Raw genomic sequence first — 16,961 nt, forward strand, 5'->3', positions numbered from 1 at the left:
AAAGTATCTCTTCTCGCAATAAAAAGGGGAGGGGATTGGAAAACAATCAAGAAAGAACGGGATATGGATGCTATGGAAAAATTCTTATCAATAAATACGAAACGTGGTGATGCGGATGAGCGCAATCGTTATCATAGTTGCCGTTGTTATGGCAGCTGGCTTGTTTTGGGTGATTTTTACCTCGATCCGACAAAATAGGCTGCCAAACAGAACCAATTACACCCCTTTCGACGATATGATGTCCGGGCGTGTTGGCGGAGATCCGCTGCAGCCGTTTCTGGAACAGAAAGACGACGAGAAAGACAAATCGTAATAGGCGTCACCTAACATTTCTCACGAACGGGAAACGATAGCGGTTGCTGTGGTAGCCGTTTTTTTTTTTTTTTTCACTCCGCTAACGGGCGGTCTTATTTAAGAGAAACAGCATAAAAATATTTAATATTTAAAATTTTATTTGATTTTTATGCTATGATAGATCCAAAATTTCTTAAAAATGGAACCATGTCAACAAGTATACATAAGGGTGCGTTCACCGCAAAAACCGAAGATGGATTTTGTAGTATTTATTATCGGTGTGCGATTAAATAAACTTTCTGGTTTTTTTAAATGGATATCAGCCATACAGGCAATGACACCAATGCTTAAGGAACTTTATCAAAATCCAGAGTTAGGATTCCTTCAAGAGACAACTGTCATTGGCTGGCGTACAGTAACGACGATTCAATACTGGAAGTCGTATGAACACTTGGAATCATATACATATGGAACCACACACTCAAAAGCGATGAAAATGTTTTACCAAAAAATGGGGAAAGCGGAGCGGTAGGTATCTATCATGAAACCTACAAAGTTGAAAAAAATGAATCCCTTTATATTAACATGCCAATATATGGTTTGGCTAAAGCATTCTAGCATGTGCGAATTACCAATGAACTTAATACCGCAAGAAAACGTATGGAGCGTACTTCATTTTTTGAGTGAACGGAAATCGATCATTCATTCGGATGAAGGTGTAATCACGCACAGCTTGATTCATTTCGCACATAGCCTGAGAAAACAAAGAAGGGTGAGGTGCTTTCAGTGGATCACGTCCATCATGTTCCACGACATATTGTCGCGGTTTCGGCTTTTGTGACCAATCAACAAGGGCACGTACTATTGGTGAAGACCCATCGGCGTTCGGATACGTGGGAGCTTCCGGGAGGCCAGGTGGAAGAAGGAGAACCTTTGGACAAAGCGGTTGTTCGGGAATGTTTGGAGGAAACGAATGTAACCATACAGCCCAAAGGCATCACAGGTGTTTACTATAATGCTGCCAGTCATATTCTTACCGTTGTGTTCTACGGCGAATATGTAAGCGGTACGATCCAGATTCAACCGGAAGAAATCCAAGAAGCCAAATTTGTAGCGTTGCACGAATCAAACATAGACGCGTACATCACACGACCTCATTTTCAATCCCGAACGCTGGACGCGATGGCGAAGAGTAGTATGGTGCCATATGAGTCATGGACCGTGAATCCCCATGAACTCCTCGGACGAGTGGGCGATTGAGTTGTACAGCAAAACGGGACAAGCACATGCGCAAACGACGAAACCCTTCGCGTCAAAGAGGGCGCTCATGCTGTCTCCGGGAAACTCATCCCTTTGCGACAATACGGCGGGCCGGACGGCGAACTGTCTGCGGCGCTCCGCTACCTGAACCAGCGCTACACGATGCCGAACGAGCGGGCCAAAGCGCTGCTGACGGACATCGGCACGGAAGAGCTGGGGCACCTGGAAGTGATCGCCACGCTGGTCCACAAGCTGGTCAAAGACGCCACGCCGGAGCAGATGCGGGCGGCCGGGTTGGGATCGATGTATGCCGATCACGAAAAGGCGCTGTTCTATACGGACGCCAACGGCAATCCCTGGACTGCGGCGTACATCCAGGCCAAGGGCGACCCGATCGCCGACCTAGCGGAGGACATCGCCGCCGAGGAAAAGGCCCGCGCCACCTACCAATGGCTGATCAACCTGACGGACGACCCGGATGTGATCCAGGTCTTAAAATACCTGCGCGAGCGGGAAGTGGTCCACTCCCAACGCTTCCGCGAAGCGCTGTGCATCGTGGAAGAACACTACAAGACGAAAAAGTATTTTTGACGAAGGAGGGATGCGCGCATGAAGAAGGAACAATCCCGCGAAGCCGCCGCCAAAGGCAGCCCGCATCCGGTCACCCGGGCAGGCCACTTTCCCCCGCGGGTCGGCTTTTACCCGCCGGGGACGGGGGGCTATCAGCCCGTGAACCTGCCTCCGGTCAAACCGTACCCGCCCGACCCGTACATGGACCAGTTTTCGCTGCCGGAAGCGCTGGTAGCGGGCACGCTGTTTCGGTGGCTGTATGATCCGTATGAGAATCCGTACCGGGAGTAGGAAAGCGTTTGGGCATGTCGGAGAGCCATCCACGTTCAGGCAGCGGATGGCTTTTTGCTTTTGCAGGGGGGAGCTTGTGACCGCCATGTCTGAGGGGGTTGTTACTTTGTCCCCGGTTTGTGAAGAGGATGGACCAATCAGAGGCAAGGGCCAGGCGTGAACGTAGCGTACAATTAGTAGGAGCCGGTGCGGTTTTTGCGAAAAGATTCCAAAGCAGCCGTCCCTGCTTGTGAAGGTTGCTTCTTCCGAAAAGAGGAGGACAAACGTACATGATTCGAAATCTACCTGTTTTTTTGCTGTTGATCGCTTGTTTGGTGGTAATGACGGGATGCTCCGGAAAACTGGTATCGCCGTTATCAGAGAGCCGGCCGGAATCCGTGCTGCCGCACGAAAACCTGACAGCGGTTTCGATTCTCATGTATAGAGAAGGATCGGAAAAGCCACAACCGGAACTGATTTCAACCATTTCCGAAGAATCGAAACGAAAGCAATTTGTGAATGGGATGAACAAAGGAACCAAAACAAACCTTGTCGGAACGGTAAACTCCCTTTCCGTATGGATTGTGGAATACGGAACGAACGAGGTCGTCACACAGCGGAAATACCTCATGTACGTACAGACAAAAGAAGGGGAGCACTACATCAAGCCGTTCGACATGAAGCCAGCTTTTGACCGTGACGCGTACAAGCAGGAAGATGCGGAGAGACTGATTGCCCTGCTTGGGAAAACGGATTGGGTGAAAGTCGAACCTCCTCCGTTCTGAGACTTCGCGCTCTCCGGGGCGGCAGTGCTGACAGCGAAGGCCGCACATGTCCTGGAATCCCGCAAAGACAGCGGCCTCATCTCTGGAACCGGTGGGGGGGAGCGTCAGCCGTTTGTGCAAAAAGCCCCCGTTCAAAGGGGTGAAGCTGATGGAGGTGTATCAAGCATTGACGCTGATGTTCATGTTCGGCATGTTCATCCTCGCGTTGCTGACGTACCTCAAAAGGAAATAGACCGCCCTTGAGCTGACAACTCGTGCGGTCTATTTGACCAAGGGATTTGAATTGTTTTTTAGGTTCTCGATAAGGCGATGGAGCTCTTCAATCATTCTGTTGTGGTAATCATTGTCGGATTCGTTGTTCCATTTTTTGTGTTCGGCTTTCAGTTTGTTGATAATGTGCAGTCTCACGAGATCTTCTTCATATCCATCTCGTAAAAAATCAAAGAAGAATTCATTAACGGACAATCCCAATTCGTCAATCATTCCTTCGATCAGCGGCGATTGATGTTGAAGGTAGCTGTTTTTGATGTCCTGGATGTGCTGTATGATCTCTTTTTCAGAAGGATACAATTTATTTTCCAGCGCATATTTTTTTAGCAAATGTCTCTCGATCACCTTATCAATCGCCTGCTCTGGGGTTAAGGTAACACCAAAAGCCTGAGAATAGGCGGTATATCTGGCGATTTTATCGTTTATTTCCTCTTGGGTGATCGTAATGTCCACATTCTTTTGAAGAACAGCGTTCAAAGGGAGGGAGGCTCTGTCCATCTTTACTGTTTCGGTGTATATCTGAGCATATTTTTGGCCTTTCTCAAATTCATCGGGTTCCTTTTTTGCCAATGAATGGGATAGGCTGCCTGCACTTAGGACAAGAACCGTTATCGATGCTACTACGATTCGTGTGTTCTTCATCGTATACACCTCATGATATTCACGGTATCGCTCTTGGTCCGTCACTCGTGCTGCTCGAGAATGGTTTTGTGTGTTTTTCTCCGTATATGCCATTCAGGTTCATTGACGGTCTCCATTCTTCCATCATCGTCACGATATTCACATGAACGCTGTAAGAAGGTTACCCCACCCATCATCAGGATGAACCCAATGTGTTCCACATACGACTTGCGTATGTTCCCCATAGAAAAATCCCCGCCGCGTTACCAGGAAGGGAGGCTTTTTTTACGGTCTGCTTGGTAGGGATACGAGCATGAAGAGGGGATACATAGCTCCCTTACAAAGAAGGTCGTCTCCCCAATCTTGCGAGAAGTTCTCTCACGATCGGTTTGACTGGCGGGCTGATGCTGCTCGGAAGCTGATCGATCGGGAAGAACTGATAAGCCTTGCTCTCGTGGTTGATGGCTACGGTACCCTCATAACGGGAGGACGTGTAGACAACGTCCACCCCATAGATTTCATCGCCATTCGGGTAGACATAATGCAATTCCTCGCCGGAAAAGACACCGAACAGCTCCAGGTCATGCAGCCGCAAGTTGGTTTCTTCCAACGCCTCCCTTCGTGCCGTTTCCTCCAGCCGCTCTCCCAGGTCAATGGTTCCACCGGGAAAGCACCAGCAATCGTTATCGCTTCGCTGCAGCATCAGCACGTTTCCGTCTGGATCAAAGATGATCACGCTGGCGCCGCAAATCATCAGCGGTTTGGTTCCGATGATCTTTCTCATTTCTTTCACGTATTCGATCATCCATTTCCCACCTAACGAAAGAATATTTCCAATGATACCACAATTTGGGGTGGGCGGGAACACAAAGAGCCCCGCGTAACGCGGCGGGGCCATACGGGGAACGCTGCCGAGCGGATGAGTCAACTGCTGAAAAAGCCGCTGCTGGAATGCTTTTTCTTGTAATGGGCGCTTCCGTAGTACGCGTGTCCGTGTCCATGACCGCGGCCATCGTGCTGCTTGTGATAGCCGCCGTGCTTGTAATCGCTGCTGCTGTACCGCCGGTATGTACGGGAAGCGGGACGGCTGCCGAGCAGGCTGTTTATCAGTTTTTTGAACAACATGACCACTCCTTCAGACTGCTGGTTATATACCGCTTACGAATGAGGCGGGCCATGGTTTCGGGAAAAAGCCGGTGTCATTTGAAGACCGGCAAGCTGACCAATCGACTTGCCGGCGCAGCAGCGAGAGAGCCGACGGAAAAACCGCCGGCTCTTTTTTGCGTGAAGGCGGACGCCAGGCGCTTGCCAGCGCCACGACGCTGACCGTGCCGCGCCCGATCCGCTTGTCCGGGGCCGGGTAGACAAGAGCCAAATTTGCGCGGAAAGCGGTATGCGTCCAAGTGTTCGTCTTTCGTCTGCATACTATTTAGCAAGCGCTTTGCAGCAGCGTGCTGCTTGCGGCCAAAACGAGCGGAGGCTTCGGCTATGAAGCGATTGTGCATTCCGAGAAAGGGGGTATCGCGACCATGAACATACTGGTGACAGGCGCCGCCGGCTTTGTCGGTTCCCATCTGTGCGAACGGCTGCTGCAGATGGAGGGAACGGAAGTGGTGGGCCTCGATGTGTTTGTCAATCCGTCGCTCGCTCCTGTCAAACAGAGAAATATCGCCGCGCTCGTCAACCATCCGCGCTTTCGGTTTATCCAGGAAGACCTGCTCCAGGCCGACCTCCCCGCCCTGCTGCAAGGAGTCGATGTGGTGTATCATCTGGCTGGCATGCCTGGTGTTCGTTCCAGTTGGGGCAGCGATTTTCAGTTGTATGTCACGCACAATATCCTGGCTACCCAGCGGTTGCTGGAGGCGGCCCGCGTGAGCAAGCTGGATCGGTTCATCTACGTTTCCACCTCGTCCGTCTACGGTGAAAAGACCGGACAGGTCCCGGAAGACGCTCCGCCCGTGCCGCTTTCCCCATACGGTGTCAGCAAGTTGGCCGGCGAGCATTTGTGCAATGTGTATCGGCTCTGTTACGGGGTGCCGATTGTGATATTGAGGTATTTTACCGTGTACGGCCCACGCCAGCGGTCCGACATGGCGTTCCATTTGTTTATCCGCAGCCTGCTGAAACACGAACCCATTACGGTTTTTGGAGACGGACGACAGACCCGCGATTTTACGTACGTTGCCGACTGCGTGGAGGCCACGGCTGCGGCGCTGACGGCAAACGGGGTGATCGGCGAGACGATCAACATCGGCGGTTTGGAACGGGCCTCCGTGCTGGACGTCATCGCCATGCTGGAGCGGTTGACGGGAGAGAAGGCCACGCTCCGTTTCACGGGAAATCTCCACGGGGAACCGAGACACACGTGGGCTGACATCTCAAAAGCGGAGCGTCTGCTGGGGTACCGGCCTGTTGTTTCCCTGGCAGAGGGCCTGGCCCGGCAGATCGCCGACATCCGTTCCGTGCTTCCCTGAACGATTGCAGCGAACAGCACCGGCGGCGGTGCACAGCGAATCGGTCGTTCGCCTCGATCCCCCCTTTGGACAGGAACCAAAATTCCGCTATGGAGAGTAGACATCTGCTCAGACCGACAAGCAGACAGGTTCATATAGTGTTACAAGTCAAAGGGGAATCCGATGACAACATGCAAGCATGACACTTGATGGTGGGAGGTCATAGGCAGATGGCACAAGAAACCTGGTTGGAGCATCTGAGCGAAACGCTGAAGGGCGAAAACGGGATCGAGGAATTGGAAGTTGGGATCGAATACGCGGACGGCAACAAGAAGAAACTGATCTATTCGTCCGGCCATGACCCGGTCCTGGAAGAGGACCTGAACGAGGAAGACGACGAAGAAACGGAAATCGTCGTCTCGCAAGCGGCCGCAGATGAAGAGGACGAAGACGACGAAGACGAAGACGAGGCAGGATCCGAAGAAGAAGAAGACGGCGAGGAAGAAGCCGACGAAGATGGGGACGAAGAAGACGAGGAAGAAGACGCAGACGGGTCCGATGAAGACGAAGAAACGGACGAGGAAGACGAGGACGAAGAAGAAGACGAGGACGAAGAAGAAGACGAGGATGGGGACGAAGGCGACGACGAGGAAGAGAACGAAGAGGAAGACGAGGAAGAAGACGCAGACGGGTCCGGTGAAGACGAAGAAACGGACGAAGAAGACGAAGATGAGGACGAAGAAGAGGACGACGACTGAGAACAGCATCAGCACACAACGCGTCGAGACGATGCGCCGAGCAGGCGCATCGATTTTTCTTTTTCCGGTGCGGACAAGAGGGCGGTTGGCACGATTTCTCAAGTGCGGATAGATATTTGTCCGTTACGTGATCCCTTCGCAACGAATACCTTATAAAAGATTTACACCGAGTTACAAAACGTACTTCGGAGGGAGACAATGGATCAATATGTTATCAAGCCGTGGGATAACCCAGAGGCAACAGGACCGAAGCCTGTAGATTGGGATTTGCACGTGCCGCCGGAGATCGACGAGCTGGCGGTGAAAGTGATGACTCACTACGACATGTCTGTCAGCGATCGCAGGTTGATCACCTCGAAACCTGACAAGGGCGGTGCCATTTGGCGGATCCAGACCAACAAGGGGCCGCGCAGCCTGAAGCTGCTGCACCGCGCTCCGGCGAGGAGCATGTTTAGTGTCGGGGCGCAAGCGTACATTCACCAACAGGGGGGCAGAGTTCCCGCGCTCATCCCGGCAAAAGACGGCAAACTGTTTGTTGAGAGTGGCGGGAAGCTCTGGATCGTCACCGACTGGGTGGAACCCCTCACGCCGGCGACCAAAATCGACCTCGCAGGGGCCCAGCAGTTGTGCTACGGGCTGGGTGAGTTTCATCGCTACTCCAAGGGGTACGTTCCTCCGCAAGGGGCAAAGAACGCGTCACGGCTGCACAAATGGCCCAACTACTACAAGAAGGTGGCCAAAAAAATCGGTTGGCTGCGCGAAGTCGCCAAAGTGTACAACGACATTCCTGCCAGCAAGTCCATTCTCTCCGTTGTCGACCTGTTTGAGCGGCAGGCCTGGGACGCGCTGCAAAAGCTGAACGAGTCTCCCTACCGGCACATGGTGGCGATGGGCGAACCGTATTGGGGACTGGTTCACCAGGATTACGGATGGTCCAACGGGCAGATGGGGCCGGGCGGTCTGTGGGTGATAGACCTGGACGGGGTCGCGTACGACCTCCCCTTTCGCGACCTGCGCAAGCTGATTACGAGCACGATGGATGACATGGGCGTCTGGGATACCACCTGGATGCGCGGCATGATCGAGGCTTACCACGAGGCGAATCCGCTCAGTGCGGAAAGCTTCGACGTGCTTCTGATCGACATGGCTCTCCCCAACGAGTTTTACAAGCATCTCAAAGAGGTGTTTTTCGATCCGGTGACGTTTTTGAGCACGGGAGGAGTGGAAGCCATCCAGCAGCGGATTGTCGCCGCGGACCAATCCAAGTGGCAGGCGCTGGCGGAGCTGGCCAAGGACAAATCCAAATACAAAGCGGAACATTACGAGCAGTTGGCGGCGTTGCGCCAACCGCGCCGGCCGGTCAGGGAAAGCGTGCCGGATGCAGACAAATGGGTCCTGCAGCAGCCGGCACAAGCAGACGCGCAGCCTGAATCGGCGAAGAAAGGGAAACGGCGTACGGCAGAAGAGCCTGCTGCCGTGTTGAAGGAAAAGGAACGGGTCGGCGCTTCGCCGTCCGAAACCGAGGTGAAAGACCCCGCCGACGTATCGAAGGCACCCGTCGTGCGGGATAAAGCGCGGGTAAAACTCAAAGCCGCAGGCGCCAAGGGCGTTTACCGCAAGCGTGTCCGCAAGGTGAAACGAGAAGAGAGCCGCCTGCAGAAAAGACGGCCGTCGGTGAAAACGGCGACAAGCGTGAGCCGGCGCAAACCGGAGACGTCCCGGTCAACGACGAAGCGCAAACCGGTACAGACGTCCCGGTCGACGACGAAGCGCAAACCGGTACAGACGTCCCGGTCGACGACGAAGCGCAAACCGGTACAGACGTCCCGGTCGACGACGAAGCGCAAACCGAAGCAGAAAAGCAAAACCGGCGTCATCAAGCTGAAAAAGTTGATCAAACGAGCGGCCTCAACGGTGCAGCGCAAACGAAAGGTACAGAAACCATCCGCATTGACAAGGAGAGCGGACAAAGACAAAAAGCAGGCAGTCAAAAACAGAAAACGCCTCTTCGGCCAAACAGCGGCGACTTGAACCAAGGCGGCCAAAGCTGCCGTCCGAAAGCCGTACGGCGACAAGTGAGCCAGACTGACCGCCGGCTTGAACCAAGCGGCGTGATGGGAAAGGAGAATTCGGATGAAGGGGTTATTGATCTGTACGGAAAAATTGCCCGTACCGCCAATCCGGGGCGGTGCCATTCAAACCTATATCGCCGGTATTGTCAATGTTCTCGGCAAGCATCACAACGTGACGGTGTTGGGGACGTCGGATCCGTCGCTTCCGCAGGAGGAAACAAAAGGGAATGTTCGGTACGTGCGCGTCAACGGACAGGGCGCCTATGAACTGTACGCGAAAGAAGTGATCCAATTTCTCCGCAGCAATTCGTACGACATCATTCACGTCTTCAACCGGCCGCGCCTGGTGCCGTTGATCCGGGAAGCGTGTCCCCGCGCGCGGATCATTTTAAGCATGCATAACGACATGTTCGATCCAGCCAAAATTGATCCCGACGTAGCGGTCAGGGCGATCGAAGGAACGGAGCAGATCATCACCATCAGCAATTACGTAGGCAAGGTGATCTGCGGGTTGTATCCGCAGGCGGCGCCCAAGGTGCGCACCATCTATTCGGGTGTAAATCTGGACCTGTTCGTTCCGTGGGAGCGGTCGCAGGCGGCCAAGCAAATTCGCAACCAGCTCCGCTCGCAGTACAATCTGAACGGAAAGCAGGTCATCTTGTTTGTCGGACGGCTCACTCCGAAGAAAGGTGCCGACATCCTGGTCCGGGCGATGAACGAACTGTCACGCCGCCATTCCGACATTGCGCTCGTCCTGGTCGGGGGTTCCTGGTACAGCGTGGACAAAGTGAGCGATTACGTGGCCTACGTCCGCGCTCTGGCGGCGCGTTCCCCCGTTCCGGTCATCACGACGGGATACGTACCGGCCGAACAGATTCACCACTGGTTTTGGGCCGGCGATATTTTTGTCTGCCCCTCGCAGTGGGAGGAGCCGCTCGCCCGCGTCCACTATGAAGCGATGGCCGCCGGACTGCCGTTTGTCACGACGCAGCGAGGCGGGAATCCGGAGGTGATCGTCAACGGCAACGGCCTTTTGGTCGAACAGCCGGAAAATCCGCAGGCATTTGCCGAGAAGCTGCACACGCTGCTCTCCAACCGCGATCTGCAGCGGAGAATGGGCAATGCCGGCCGGCGTTTGGCCGAGGAACGATTCACGTGGAACCGGGTGGCAAGTGAAGTGCTGCAAGTCTGGAACGGATAGCGGCCCGTTGAATCGTCCGCCTTGTGGATGGCAAATCAAAAAGCGCGTCCGTTTGGAAAGTATACAGGGAGGGTATGACCGGCGCACGTTTGCTGCGGGATCGTTTATCGGTGCAAAACCGATTCGCGCGGCTGGCACGTGCCGGGATACGCCTCCCTGTTCTCTTTTTTTCAGCGGGCTCCTCTTTTTCGCTGCTTTGGTCGATTTCAATGCTGACACCTCCATCTGTGCATGGTGTAGGATATGCACGGCGGAAGTGCCGGAAATGGACAAATATCCAGCCGAGTCCGGTCATCAGAAGCGGCGCATTGCCTGCTTGGGGCGGGATGAACTGCGGAAGGAGATCATTCGACGCATTTTTCCAAATGCAGAGGAATTTTTTAAAAAGGAAGGAAAATCGTGTATAATGATCGAGAAATCTTTAAAACGTATGGTGGAGGTCTCGTGCATGAATCACTTGCAGCTTGAACCCATGGGAGTGGGAAGCCTGCTGGATCGGAGCTTCTCCGTCTACCGGCATCATTTTGTCCCGTTTTTTCTCTTGACGATGCTGCTGTTTGGACCGTTTCTCCTGATTCAGGAGGTATTGATGACCGATCTCGGCAGCATGCCCCTGGTGACGAGCGATGACGAATCGTCGACCTTTTGGGAATTCTGGCAAAACCGCCTGGGGGCGTCCGACGCCACCCTGACGGACAACCTGGGGCACCTGCTGTTGTACCTGCTCGTCTGGGTGCCGGTGACGATGCTGTTTGTCTATCCGCTGATGCTCTCGGCGGCGCTGCTGATGACCAGGGCGGCGGTGACAGGGGAGCCGGTCAACGTGAAAGCGGCGCTAAAGCAGGCGCTGAGCCGGGTGTGGCCGCTGGCCGGCAGCACGTTTGTGTTCGGACTGATCATGGCAGGCATCATGCTGGCCTTTGTTCTGGCCATCGTTCTCTTATCCGTGCTCGGATTCGGCATTGCCGGCCTGGCGGCGGAAGACAGCGATCTTTCGCCGGTCGCCGTCATCGTTTTGATGATTGGCGGGTACCTGCTGTTTCTCGCCGGAATCGTGCTTGTTCCCGGTTTTTTTCTGCTTCGCTGGGGGTTTTACCTGCCGGTGGTGCTTCTGGATCATGAGGGGATCGGCATCGGCCGGAGCTGGAAATTGACGAAAGGCAGCTTCTGGCGTCTAATGGCGCTGTATCTGGTGCTGACGGTGATCTATACCATCTTCTCCGGCGGCATCTCCGCCTTGTCGATCGCCGCTTTTGGCGTATCCATCCTGAGCCAGTTGATCCAGGTGCTGGTCTCGTGTCTGCTCATCCCGTGGATGATGATCGTCTACGCCCTTGCCTATCTGGATCTGAAGGTCCGCTATGAAGGGACTGACGTGGAAGCGATGCTGAGGAGGCAGGCGGAGACTTCGGCTGCGGCGGAGTTGGATGGCAGCCATGATTGATGCGAATCAACTCTCCCGCGACAAGGAACGGCTGGCGGAGATTTTGTCCGCCGACGAGTATGCCGTCCGGTCCGGGGAGGGGGAAAGCTGGCTGGATCCGCTGCTGGAGCACATCGTGGAGACCATCGCCCGCCTGCTGCGGCACGCCGACGTGCCGCCCGGAGCGGCCAGCACGCTGTCCGGCGCAATCATCGCCGCCGCCCTGATCGGCCTGGTTGTGCTGATCTGCTGGCTGGTCCGCCGGATGGTGCGGGCGGAACAGCGAAAAGCCGCGCTGCTGGCGAGGGGGGAACACATCCGCACGCACGCGGATTGCCTGCGGGAAGCCAAGGAGCTGGGACAGCGGGGCGAGTGGCGGGAAGGCATGCGCCTCATGTTTCTGTCCCTGCTCTTGTACCTGCAGGAGCGGTCGTGGATTCGGGTGGAAACGTGGAAGACCAACTGGGAGTATATGGATGAGCTGCGCGACCGACAGCCGGACCTGGAACCGCTCTTTCGCCGTCATGCGCACGCCTTTGAACAGGTGTGGTACGGCAGGAAGAGCGTGGACGAGGCGGTCTTTTGGCGGCATGTGAGCGAACTGGAACGGCAGTGGAGCGGGGAGGGACAACATGGGGACCGTCACTAGATACCGTGCGGCTCTCGCCGCCGCCGTACTGCTGTTTCTCGCGCTGGGCTGGCTGCTGATCAAACCGGCCGCCCCGTTGTATCCGCCGTACGTCTCGTTTTCGCCTCAGCCGGCTGGTCTCAAGGCAATCGCGACGCTGCTGGGGGAAAAGCGGAACGGCGTCAAGGAGTGGCGCCAACCGTGGCGCTTTCTGCCGCCGGGCAGCGGCCAGGCGCTGATTGTGGTCGAACCGCGCCAGGTGACGGACAGCGAACGGGAGGATATCCTCCGCTGGGTGGAGAGCGGCAACGACCTGATCGTGTTTGAACGCAATCCGTCTGGATGGGAGGAGGCCCACCTGTCGGCCTCCGCAGCGGGCGAGGCAGGAGATGAGGCGAAAGAGAGGCCCATCCACGGCCCTTCCGCCGGTCAGGGCCGGACCGGTCTGGTGCATGCGTACATGCGGCTGGACAACACGCCGGACCTGGAGCCGCTCCTTTCCGACGATCTGGGCATCATCGCCGGACGGACGAAGGTGGGGGCGGGTACGGTCACGCTGTTTCTCGTGCCCGAGTGGCTGACGAACGAGCAGGTGATGAACCACTCCCACTTCGAACTGATCTGGCCCCACCTGCAGGGGGACTGGAGCGTCACCTGGCTGGATGAATACCATCACGGCTATCGGCAGCAGCCGGGCATTCTCGCCGTCTACCCGGGGTGGCTGGTGGCGGCCCTGGCCCAACTGGGCGTGGTGCTCCTGCTTTGGCTGTGGCGAAAGGGCAAACGCTTCGGCCCCGTCTACACCCTGCGGGAATGGACGGTCCGGCGCGGGGACGAAACGCTGCTGGCCGTGGCGAGCTGGTACGAACGGCGCCGCTTGGCCCTGGATGCCTTGAAGATCCGGGAGGCGTACCTGCGGCAGATGATGCAGGAGCGCTGGGGGCTTCACACCCGGGCTTCGTCCCATGAAATCGCGGCGGCCGCCAGGGCGAGATGGAGTGAAGCGGAGGCGGCCGCGCTCATCGGACTGCTGGAGCGGATCGAGGCGGCAAAAGCGGCGGGGCGCTGCTCGCTCAAGCAGTTGGTGGCCGACAGCCGCATGCTGGACGACATGACAGAGCGCTTGGAAAAGGAGTGAATGTGACGTGGAACAATTGCTGCAAGAAATGGAGAAACGCGTGCTGGGGCAGCGGCACAACATCCGGCTGCTGCTCGCGGCGCTGCTCGCCGGCGGTCACGTGCTGCTCGAAGGGGTGCCCGGGATCGGCAAGACGAAAATGGTCCGCACCCTGGCCGGCTTGATCGGCGGAGAATACAAGCGGATTCAGTTTACCCCCGACATGATGCCGAGCGACATCATCGGCCACGTCGTGTTCAACATGCAGCAGAACCGGTTTGAAACGGTGAAGGGACCGGTCTTTGCCAACCTGCTTCTGGCTGACGAGATCAACCGCACGCCTCCCAAGACGCAGGCGGCGCTGCTGGAAGCGATGGAAGAGCGGCAGGTGACGATTCACGGGGTCACCTATCCGCTGCCTGATCCGTTTTTTGTCATCGCCACGCAAAACCCGGTGGAATACGAAGGTACGTACGTCCTGCCGGAAGCGCAGTTGGACCGGTTTCTGTTCAAACTGCAGGTCGGCTACCCGTCGCATGAACAGGAAACGCAGATTCTCAGGCAGCACGTGCCGTTCTTTGCCGAACCGGCAGCAGCGAGCGAGCCGGTCATCAGCGTCGAGGAGATCGCTCGCGAGCGGCGGAAGCTGGCCGACGTGGTGGTGGAAGATTCGATCCTCGAGTACATCGCCACGCTGATTCGCAAGACCCGGGAGACCAAGCGGCTGCTGCTGGGGGCCAGTTCGCGGGCCGGCATCGCCGTCCTGATGGCGAGCAAGGCCTGGGCCGTTTTGGATCAGCGGATGTACGTCACGCCGGACGACGTCAAGGCGGTCGCCCGACCGGCGCTGCGCCACAGGCTGATTCTCGCGCCGCAGGTGGAATTGGAGGGGGGAACCAGTGACCACATCATCGATGAGACGCTGGCCGCGATTCCGGTTCCTCGCTAGGTTTTTCCTCGACGACTTCGTGCTGCCCACCAGGCGGCTGATTCTCCTGGCGCTGGCCAGCTGCCCGCTGGCCGCGGCGGGGTACCTGCTTAGCTGGGGGTATGCCGCGTTCTGGATTGTGAACGGGCTGCTCGTCATCGCGAGCGTAATCGACCTGGCGACGCTTCCCAGGCGCAGGGAGCTGACCGCGTCGCGTGAACTGCCGGAGCAGATTGATCTCGGCCGGGCGCTGTCCGTCTGCGTCCGCCTGGAGAACAGGAGCGGCCAAATCGTCTGGTACGAACTGCTCGACGACCTGCCGCTTTCGTTTGAGCGGCTGGAGCCGCTTGCGGGAGCACTGCCGCCGGGCACCATCACGGTCCGCTACGAGACCCGCGCCAGGGAGCGGGGGACGTACACGTGGTCCCATCTGTATCTGCGCTACAGGGGGAACATCGGATTGTGGCAAAAGCAGGCCAAACTGTCCTGCGAGCAGTCTGTCAAGGTGTATCCCGATCTGTCCGCCGTGCGCGGGTACCTCAACTCGCTCCAGGAGAGCCTGATCGTCGACGGCAGGAAAGTGATGCGGCGGGCGCGGTCGGGTTCGGAATTTCACGCGATCCGCGACTACGTGCCCGATGACGATCCCCGCCACATCAACTGGTCGGCCTCCGCGCGGACGCGCCGCCTGATGACCAACCAGTACCGCCCCGAACAGGGGAAAGTGGTGACGATTCTCCTGGACTGCGGCCGGATGATGGGCGTGGAACTGGACGGCCGGACGAAGCTGGACTTGTCGTTGGAAGCGGCGCTGACGCTGGCCGCCGTCGCCCTGAGACAGGGGGATCAGGTGGCGCTGCTCGCCTTTTCACATGAAATCAAGGTGTACGTCCCGCCGGGCAGAGGGCTTGCCCACCTGCACACCCTGCTGGAAGCGGTCTTTGACCTGCAGAGCGACTTCGTCGAATCCAATCCGCTGCAGGCGCTGGAGTACCTGCACCGGCAGCAGAAGCGGCGCAGCCTGATGGTGCTGTTTTCCGACATGGAAAACTACCTGCTGGAAGACCAGTTGGCCGCGTACCTCTGGCGGATTCGGCGCAGTCACCTGCTGCTTTTGCTCTCCCTCGCCGACCCGCTCCTGCACGCCTGGAACCGGGCGGAGACGACCAGCAGCCGCCTGGCCTATATCAAGGCGCTGGCCCAGCGCTTCCAGCTCGACCGAAAAGCGTTCCAACAAAACATGATCGGCGCGGGCATCCAGGTGCTGGACGTCCCGGCCGATCAGCTAACGCTGGCGGTAGTGAACCGCTACTTGGAGATCAAGGCGAGAGAAGCGCTGTGACGCTGCCGCTTTAGCCCGTACGCGTACCAGCCGGCAATGGCGATGAGGGTGAGGATCGCCACCGCGTATTTCGCCTCGAGGGAGAGCGCGGAGGGCGTGATGTACCCTTCGATGATTCCGGCGACGACAAACAGCGGCAGCGTCCCGAGCAGCAGTTGGGCCGATTCCTTGGCCGCCTGCAGGAACTGGTATTTGCGGTGGTACGGTCCGGGTACGAGCAGGCGGTAGCCCATGTGCAGACCGGCCCCGCCGGCGATGAAGATGGCCGTCAGCTCGATCACGCCGTGCGGCAGGATGTAGGCCCAGAACGCGTAGCTGGCGTTCGCCTGCCAGTAGACGGCGGCCAGCGCTCCGATCAAAAGCCCGTTGAACAGCAGCAGATAGAGCGGCACCAGGCCGAGCGTCACGCCGCTGATGAAGGCGAGGATCGCTACCTTGATGTTGTTGATCATGATCAGCGTGGAGATCATCGGACTGTCGATCGATTCGTGTCCCTGGCCGAGCCGGCCGGGATCGATCTGTTCGGCCATCCCTTCCGGCAGAACAAAGTAGAGATTCAGCGGATCGGCCATGACGGCGGCGAACCCGGAAACGCCGCCGATCAGAAACAGGACGGCCGCCCAGCCGATGAACGGGAGGCGTTTGCGGATCAGCTCCAGCAGGTGGACCCAGAAAAAGCGGGAGAGCTGTCCGCCGCTGGTCGACTGCTGCTTGTACGCGACGTTGTGGGCGCGGGCCACCAGTCGGTTCAAATAGCGGGTCACTTCGTCGTGCGGGTGATAGGTGCGGATGTAGGCCAGATGGGCGGAGGTTTTTTTGTACAGGAGTGTCAGCCGGTCGATGTCGGCCGCTCCGATCTCCCGCGGCCGCTTGTGAAAGCGATCCAGCAGCCGGTCCAGCTCGGCCCAGGTGGATTTGTGGGTGTGCCAAAACGACGTCACATTCACGAGGAACCCTCCGTTTCGCAAG

Annotated in this window: 20 protein-coding genes and 1 pseudogene; 17 read left to right on the forward strand and 4 right to left on the reverse strand. The window is 57.0% G+C overall.

Features of this window, described 5'->3' with window-relative positions; translation table 11 throughout:
• Window positions 1-115: 115 nt before the first annotated feature.
• From A6764_RS08985 to A6764_RS09015, 7 genes and pseudogenes are all read left to right on the forward strand, one after another.
• The gene (locus A6764_RS08985; protein WP_065066759.1) at window positions 116-313 is read left to right on the forward strand and encodes a hypothetical protein; all 198 of its coding nucleotides are present in this window, start codon (window positions 116-118) and stop codon (window positions 311-313) included.
• 234 nt (window positions 314-547) lie between these two features.
• A pseudogene (locus A6764_RS08990) lies at window positions 548-912 on the forward strand (DUF4188 domain-containing protein).
• Window positions 913-1,080: 168 nt separating this feature from the next.
• Window positions 1,081-1,554 (forward strand): NUDIX hydrolase, encoded by a 474-nt coding sequence (locus A6764_RS08995; protein WP_065066771.1) that lies wholly within the window; start codon window positions 1,081-1,083, stop codon window positions 1,552-1,554.
• Window positions 1,555-1,641: 87 nt separating this feature from the next.
• The gene (locus A6764_RS09000; RefSeq protein ID WP_035295585.1) at window positions 1,642-2,145 is read left to right on the forward strand and encodes a manganese catalase family protein; all 504 of its coding nucleotides are present in this window, start codon (window positions 1,642-1,644) and stop codon (window positions 2,143-2,145) included.
• Between the two features lie 18 nt (window positions 2,146-2,163).
• Complete coding sequence (locus A6764_RS09005; RefSeq protein WP_065066758.1) at window positions 2,164-2,415, forward strand: spore coat associated protein CotJA; 252 nt, start codon at window positions 2,164-2,166, stop codon at window positions 2,413-2,415.
• 269 nt (window positions 2,416-2,684) lie between these two features.
• Window positions 2,685-3,179 carry a hypothetical protein gene (locus A6764_RS09010; protein ID WP_065066757.1) on the forward strand — a complete coding sequence of 165 codons (495 nt, stop codon included), beginning with the start codon at window positions 2,685-2,687 and terminating at the stop codon, window positions 3,177-3,179.
• A gap of 112 nt (window positions 3,180-3,291) precedes the next feature.
• Window positions 3,292-3,411: a putative holin-like toxin gene (locus A6764_RS09015; RefSeq protein WP_255309642.1), complete on the forward strand. Its 120-nt coding sequence runs from the start codon at window positions 3,292-3,294 to the stop codon at window positions 3,409-3,411.
• 29 nt (window positions 3,412-3,440) lie between these two features.
• On the opposite strand, the gene A6764_RS09020 is transcribed toward A6764_RS09015, so the two are convergent.
• The 3 genes from A6764_RS09020 to A6764_RS09030 all read right to left on the reverse strand — a co-directional run bounded on the left by A6764_RS09020 (window position 3,441) and on the right by A6764_RS09030 (window position 5,192).
• Window positions 3,441-4,091, reverse strand: coding sequence for a SurA N-terminal domain-containing protein (locus tag A6764_RS09020; protein ID WP_065066756.1), 651 nt, complete (start codon window positions 4,089-4,091; stop codon window positions 3,441-3,443).
• 316 nt (window positions 4,092-4,407) lie between these two features.
• Window positions 4,408-4,875: an NUDIX hydrolase gene (locus A6764_RS09025; RefSeq protein WP_035294924.1), complete on the reverse strand. Its 468-nt coding sequence runs from the start codon at window positions 4,873-4,875 to the stop codon at window positions 4,408-4,410.
• A 119-nt stretch (window positions 4,876-4,994) separates the two neighbouring features.
• A complete protein-coding gene (locus A6764_RS09030; RefSeq protein WP_029100093.1) occupies window positions 4,995-5,192 on the reverse strand; it encodes a hypothetical protein in 198 nt (65 codons plus the stop codon).
• A gap of 74 nt (window positions 5,193-5,266) precedes the next feature.
• On the opposite strand from A6764_RS09030, the gene A6764_RS09035 reads away from it, so the two are divergent.
• The 10 genes from A6764_RS09035 to A6764_RS09080 all read left to right on the forward strand — a co-directional run bounded on the left by A6764_RS09035 (window position 5,267) and on the right by A6764_RS09080 (window position 15,992).
• The gene (locus tag A6764_RS09035; RefSeq protein ID WP_176703241.1) at window positions 5,267-5,434 is read left to right on the forward strand and encodes a hypothetical protein; all 168 of its coding nucleotides are present in this window, start codon (window positions 5,267-5,269) and stop codon (window positions 5,432-5,434) included.
• Window positions 5,435-5,599: 165 nt separating this feature from the next.
• Entirely contained in the window at window positions 5,600-6,544 is a 945-nt protein-coding gene (locus A6764_RS09040; RefSeq protein WP_065066770.1) for an NAD-dependent epimerase/dehydratase family protein, read from the forward strand.
• Window positions 6,545-6,753: 209 nt separating this feature from the next.
• Entirely contained in the window at window positions 6,754-7,281 is a 528-nt protein-coding gene (locus A6764_RS09045) for a hypothetical protein (RefSeq protein WP_065066754.1), read from the forward strand.
• A 198-nt stretch (window positions 7,282-7,479) separates the two neighbouring features.
• A complete protein-coding gene (locus A6764_RS09050; RefSeq protein ID WP_264622486.1) occupies window positions 7,480-9,312 on the forward strand; it encodes a CotS family spore coat protein in 1,833 nt (610 codons plus the stop codon).
• Between the two features lie 102 nt (window positions 9,313-9,414).
• Window positions 9,415-10,554 carry a glycosyltransferase family 4 protein gene (locus A6764_RS09055; protein WP_065066752.1) on the forward strand — a complete coding sequence of 380 codons (1,140 nt, stop codon included), beginning with the start codon at window positions 9,415-9,417 and terminating at the stop codon, window positions 10,552-10,554.
• Window positions 10,555-11,002: 448 nt separating this feature from the next.
• Complete coding sequence (locus tag A6764_RS09060) at window positions 11,003-11,998, forward strand: DUF7847 domain-containing protein (protein ID WP_035295581.1); 996 nt, start codon at window positions 11,003-11,005, stop codon at window positions 11,996-11,998.
• Entirely contained in the window at window positions 11,982-12,626 is a 645-nt protein-coding gene (locus A6764_RS09065) for a DUF4129 domain-containing protein (protein ID WP_255309641.1), read from the forward strand. The genes A6764_RS09060 and A6764_RS09065 overlap by 17 nt, the downstream gene beginning before the upstream one ends.
• The gene (locus A6764_RS09070) at window positions 12,610-13,743 is read left to right on the forward strand and encodes a DUF4350 domain-containing protein (protein ID WP_065066751.1); all 1,134 of its coding nucleotides are present in this window, start codon (window positions 12,610-12,612) and stop codon (window positions 13,741-13,743) included. The genes A6764_RS09065 and A6764_RS09070 overlap by 17 nt, the downstream gene beginning before the upstream one ends.
• A gap of 7 nt (window positions 13,744-13,750) precedes the next feature.
• Entirely contained in the window at window positions 13,751-14,671 is a 921-nt protein-coding gene (locus A6764_RS09075) for an AAA family ATPase (RefSeq protein ID WP_065066750.1), read from the forward strand.
• Window positions 14,622-15,992, forward strand: coding sequence for a DUF58 domain-containing protein (locus tag A6764_RS09080; RefSeq protein WP_065066749.1), 1,371 nt, complete (start codon window positions 14,622-14,624; stop codon window positions 15,990-15,992). Before A6764_RS09075 ends, A6764_RS09080 begins: the two co-directional genes overlap by 50 nt.
• On the opposite strand, the gene A6764_RS09085 is transcribed toward A6764_RS09080, so the two are convergent.
• Entirely contained in the window at window positions 15,959-16,939 is a 981-nt protein-coding gene (locus tag A6764_RS09085; protein ID WP_035294911.1) for a stage II sporulation protein M, read from the reverse strand. The genes A6764_RS09080 and A6764_RS09085 overlap by 34 nt on opposite strands.
• Window positions 16,940-16,961 lie beyond the last annotated feature (22 nt).

It is taken from the genome of Brevibacillus sp. WF146, from assembly GCF_001673705.2.
GTDB classification, from domain to species: Bacteria; Bacillota; Bacilli; order Brevibacillales; family Brevibacillaceae; genus Brevibacillus; species Brevibacillus thermoruber.

Bases quoted from the DNA above. Each gene is read 5' to 3' on its own strand.
- A6764_RS09020 (WP_065066756.1), bottom strand. From the start codon at position 4,091: ATGAAGAACACACGAATCGTAGTAGCATCGATAACGGTTCTTGTCCTA.
- A6764_RS09065 (WP_255309641.1), top strand. From the start codon at position 11,982: ATGGCAGCCATGATTGATGCGAATCAACTCTCCCGCGACAAGGAACGG.
- A6764_RS09010 (WP_065066757.1), top strand. From the start codon at position 2,685: ATGATTCGAAATCTACCTGTTTTTTTGCTGTTGATCGCTTGTTTGGTG.
- A6764_RS08985 (WP_065066759.1), top strand. From the start codon at position 116: ATGAGCGCAATCGTTATCATAGTTGCCGTTGTTATGGCAGCTGGCTTG.
- A6764_RS09005 (WP_065066758.1), top strand. From the start codon at position 2,164: ATGAAGAAGGAACAATCCCGCGAAGCCGCCGCCAAAGGCAGCCCGCAT.
- A6764_RS09055 (WP_065066752.1), top strand. From the start codon at position 9,415: ATGAAGGGGTTATTGATCTGTACGGAAAAATTGCCCGTACCGCCAATC.
- A6764_RS09070 (WP_065066751.1), top strand. From the start codon at position 12,610: ATGGGGACCGTCACTAGATACCGTGCGGCTCTCGCCGCCGCCGTACTG.
- A6764_RS09050 (WP_264622486.1), top strand. From the start codon at position 7,480: ATGGATCAATATGTTATCAAGCCGTGGGATAACCCAGAGGCAACAGGA.
- A6764_RS09040 (WP_065066770.1), top strand. From the start codon at position 5,600: ATGAACATACTGGTGACAGGCGCCGCCGGCTTTGTCGGTTCCCATCTG.
- A6764_RS09045 (WP_065066754.1), top strand. From the start codon at position 6,754: ATGGCACAAGAAACCTGGTTGGAGCATCTGAGCGAAACGCTGAAGGGC.
- A6764_RS09025 (WP_035294924.1), bottom strand. From the start codon at position 4,875: ATGATCGAATACGTGAAAGAAATGAGAAAGATCATCGGAACCAAACCG.
- A6764_RS09060 (WP_035295581.1), top strand. From the start codon at position 11,003: ATGAATCACTTGCAGCTTGAACCCATGGGAGTGGGAAGCCTGCTGGAT.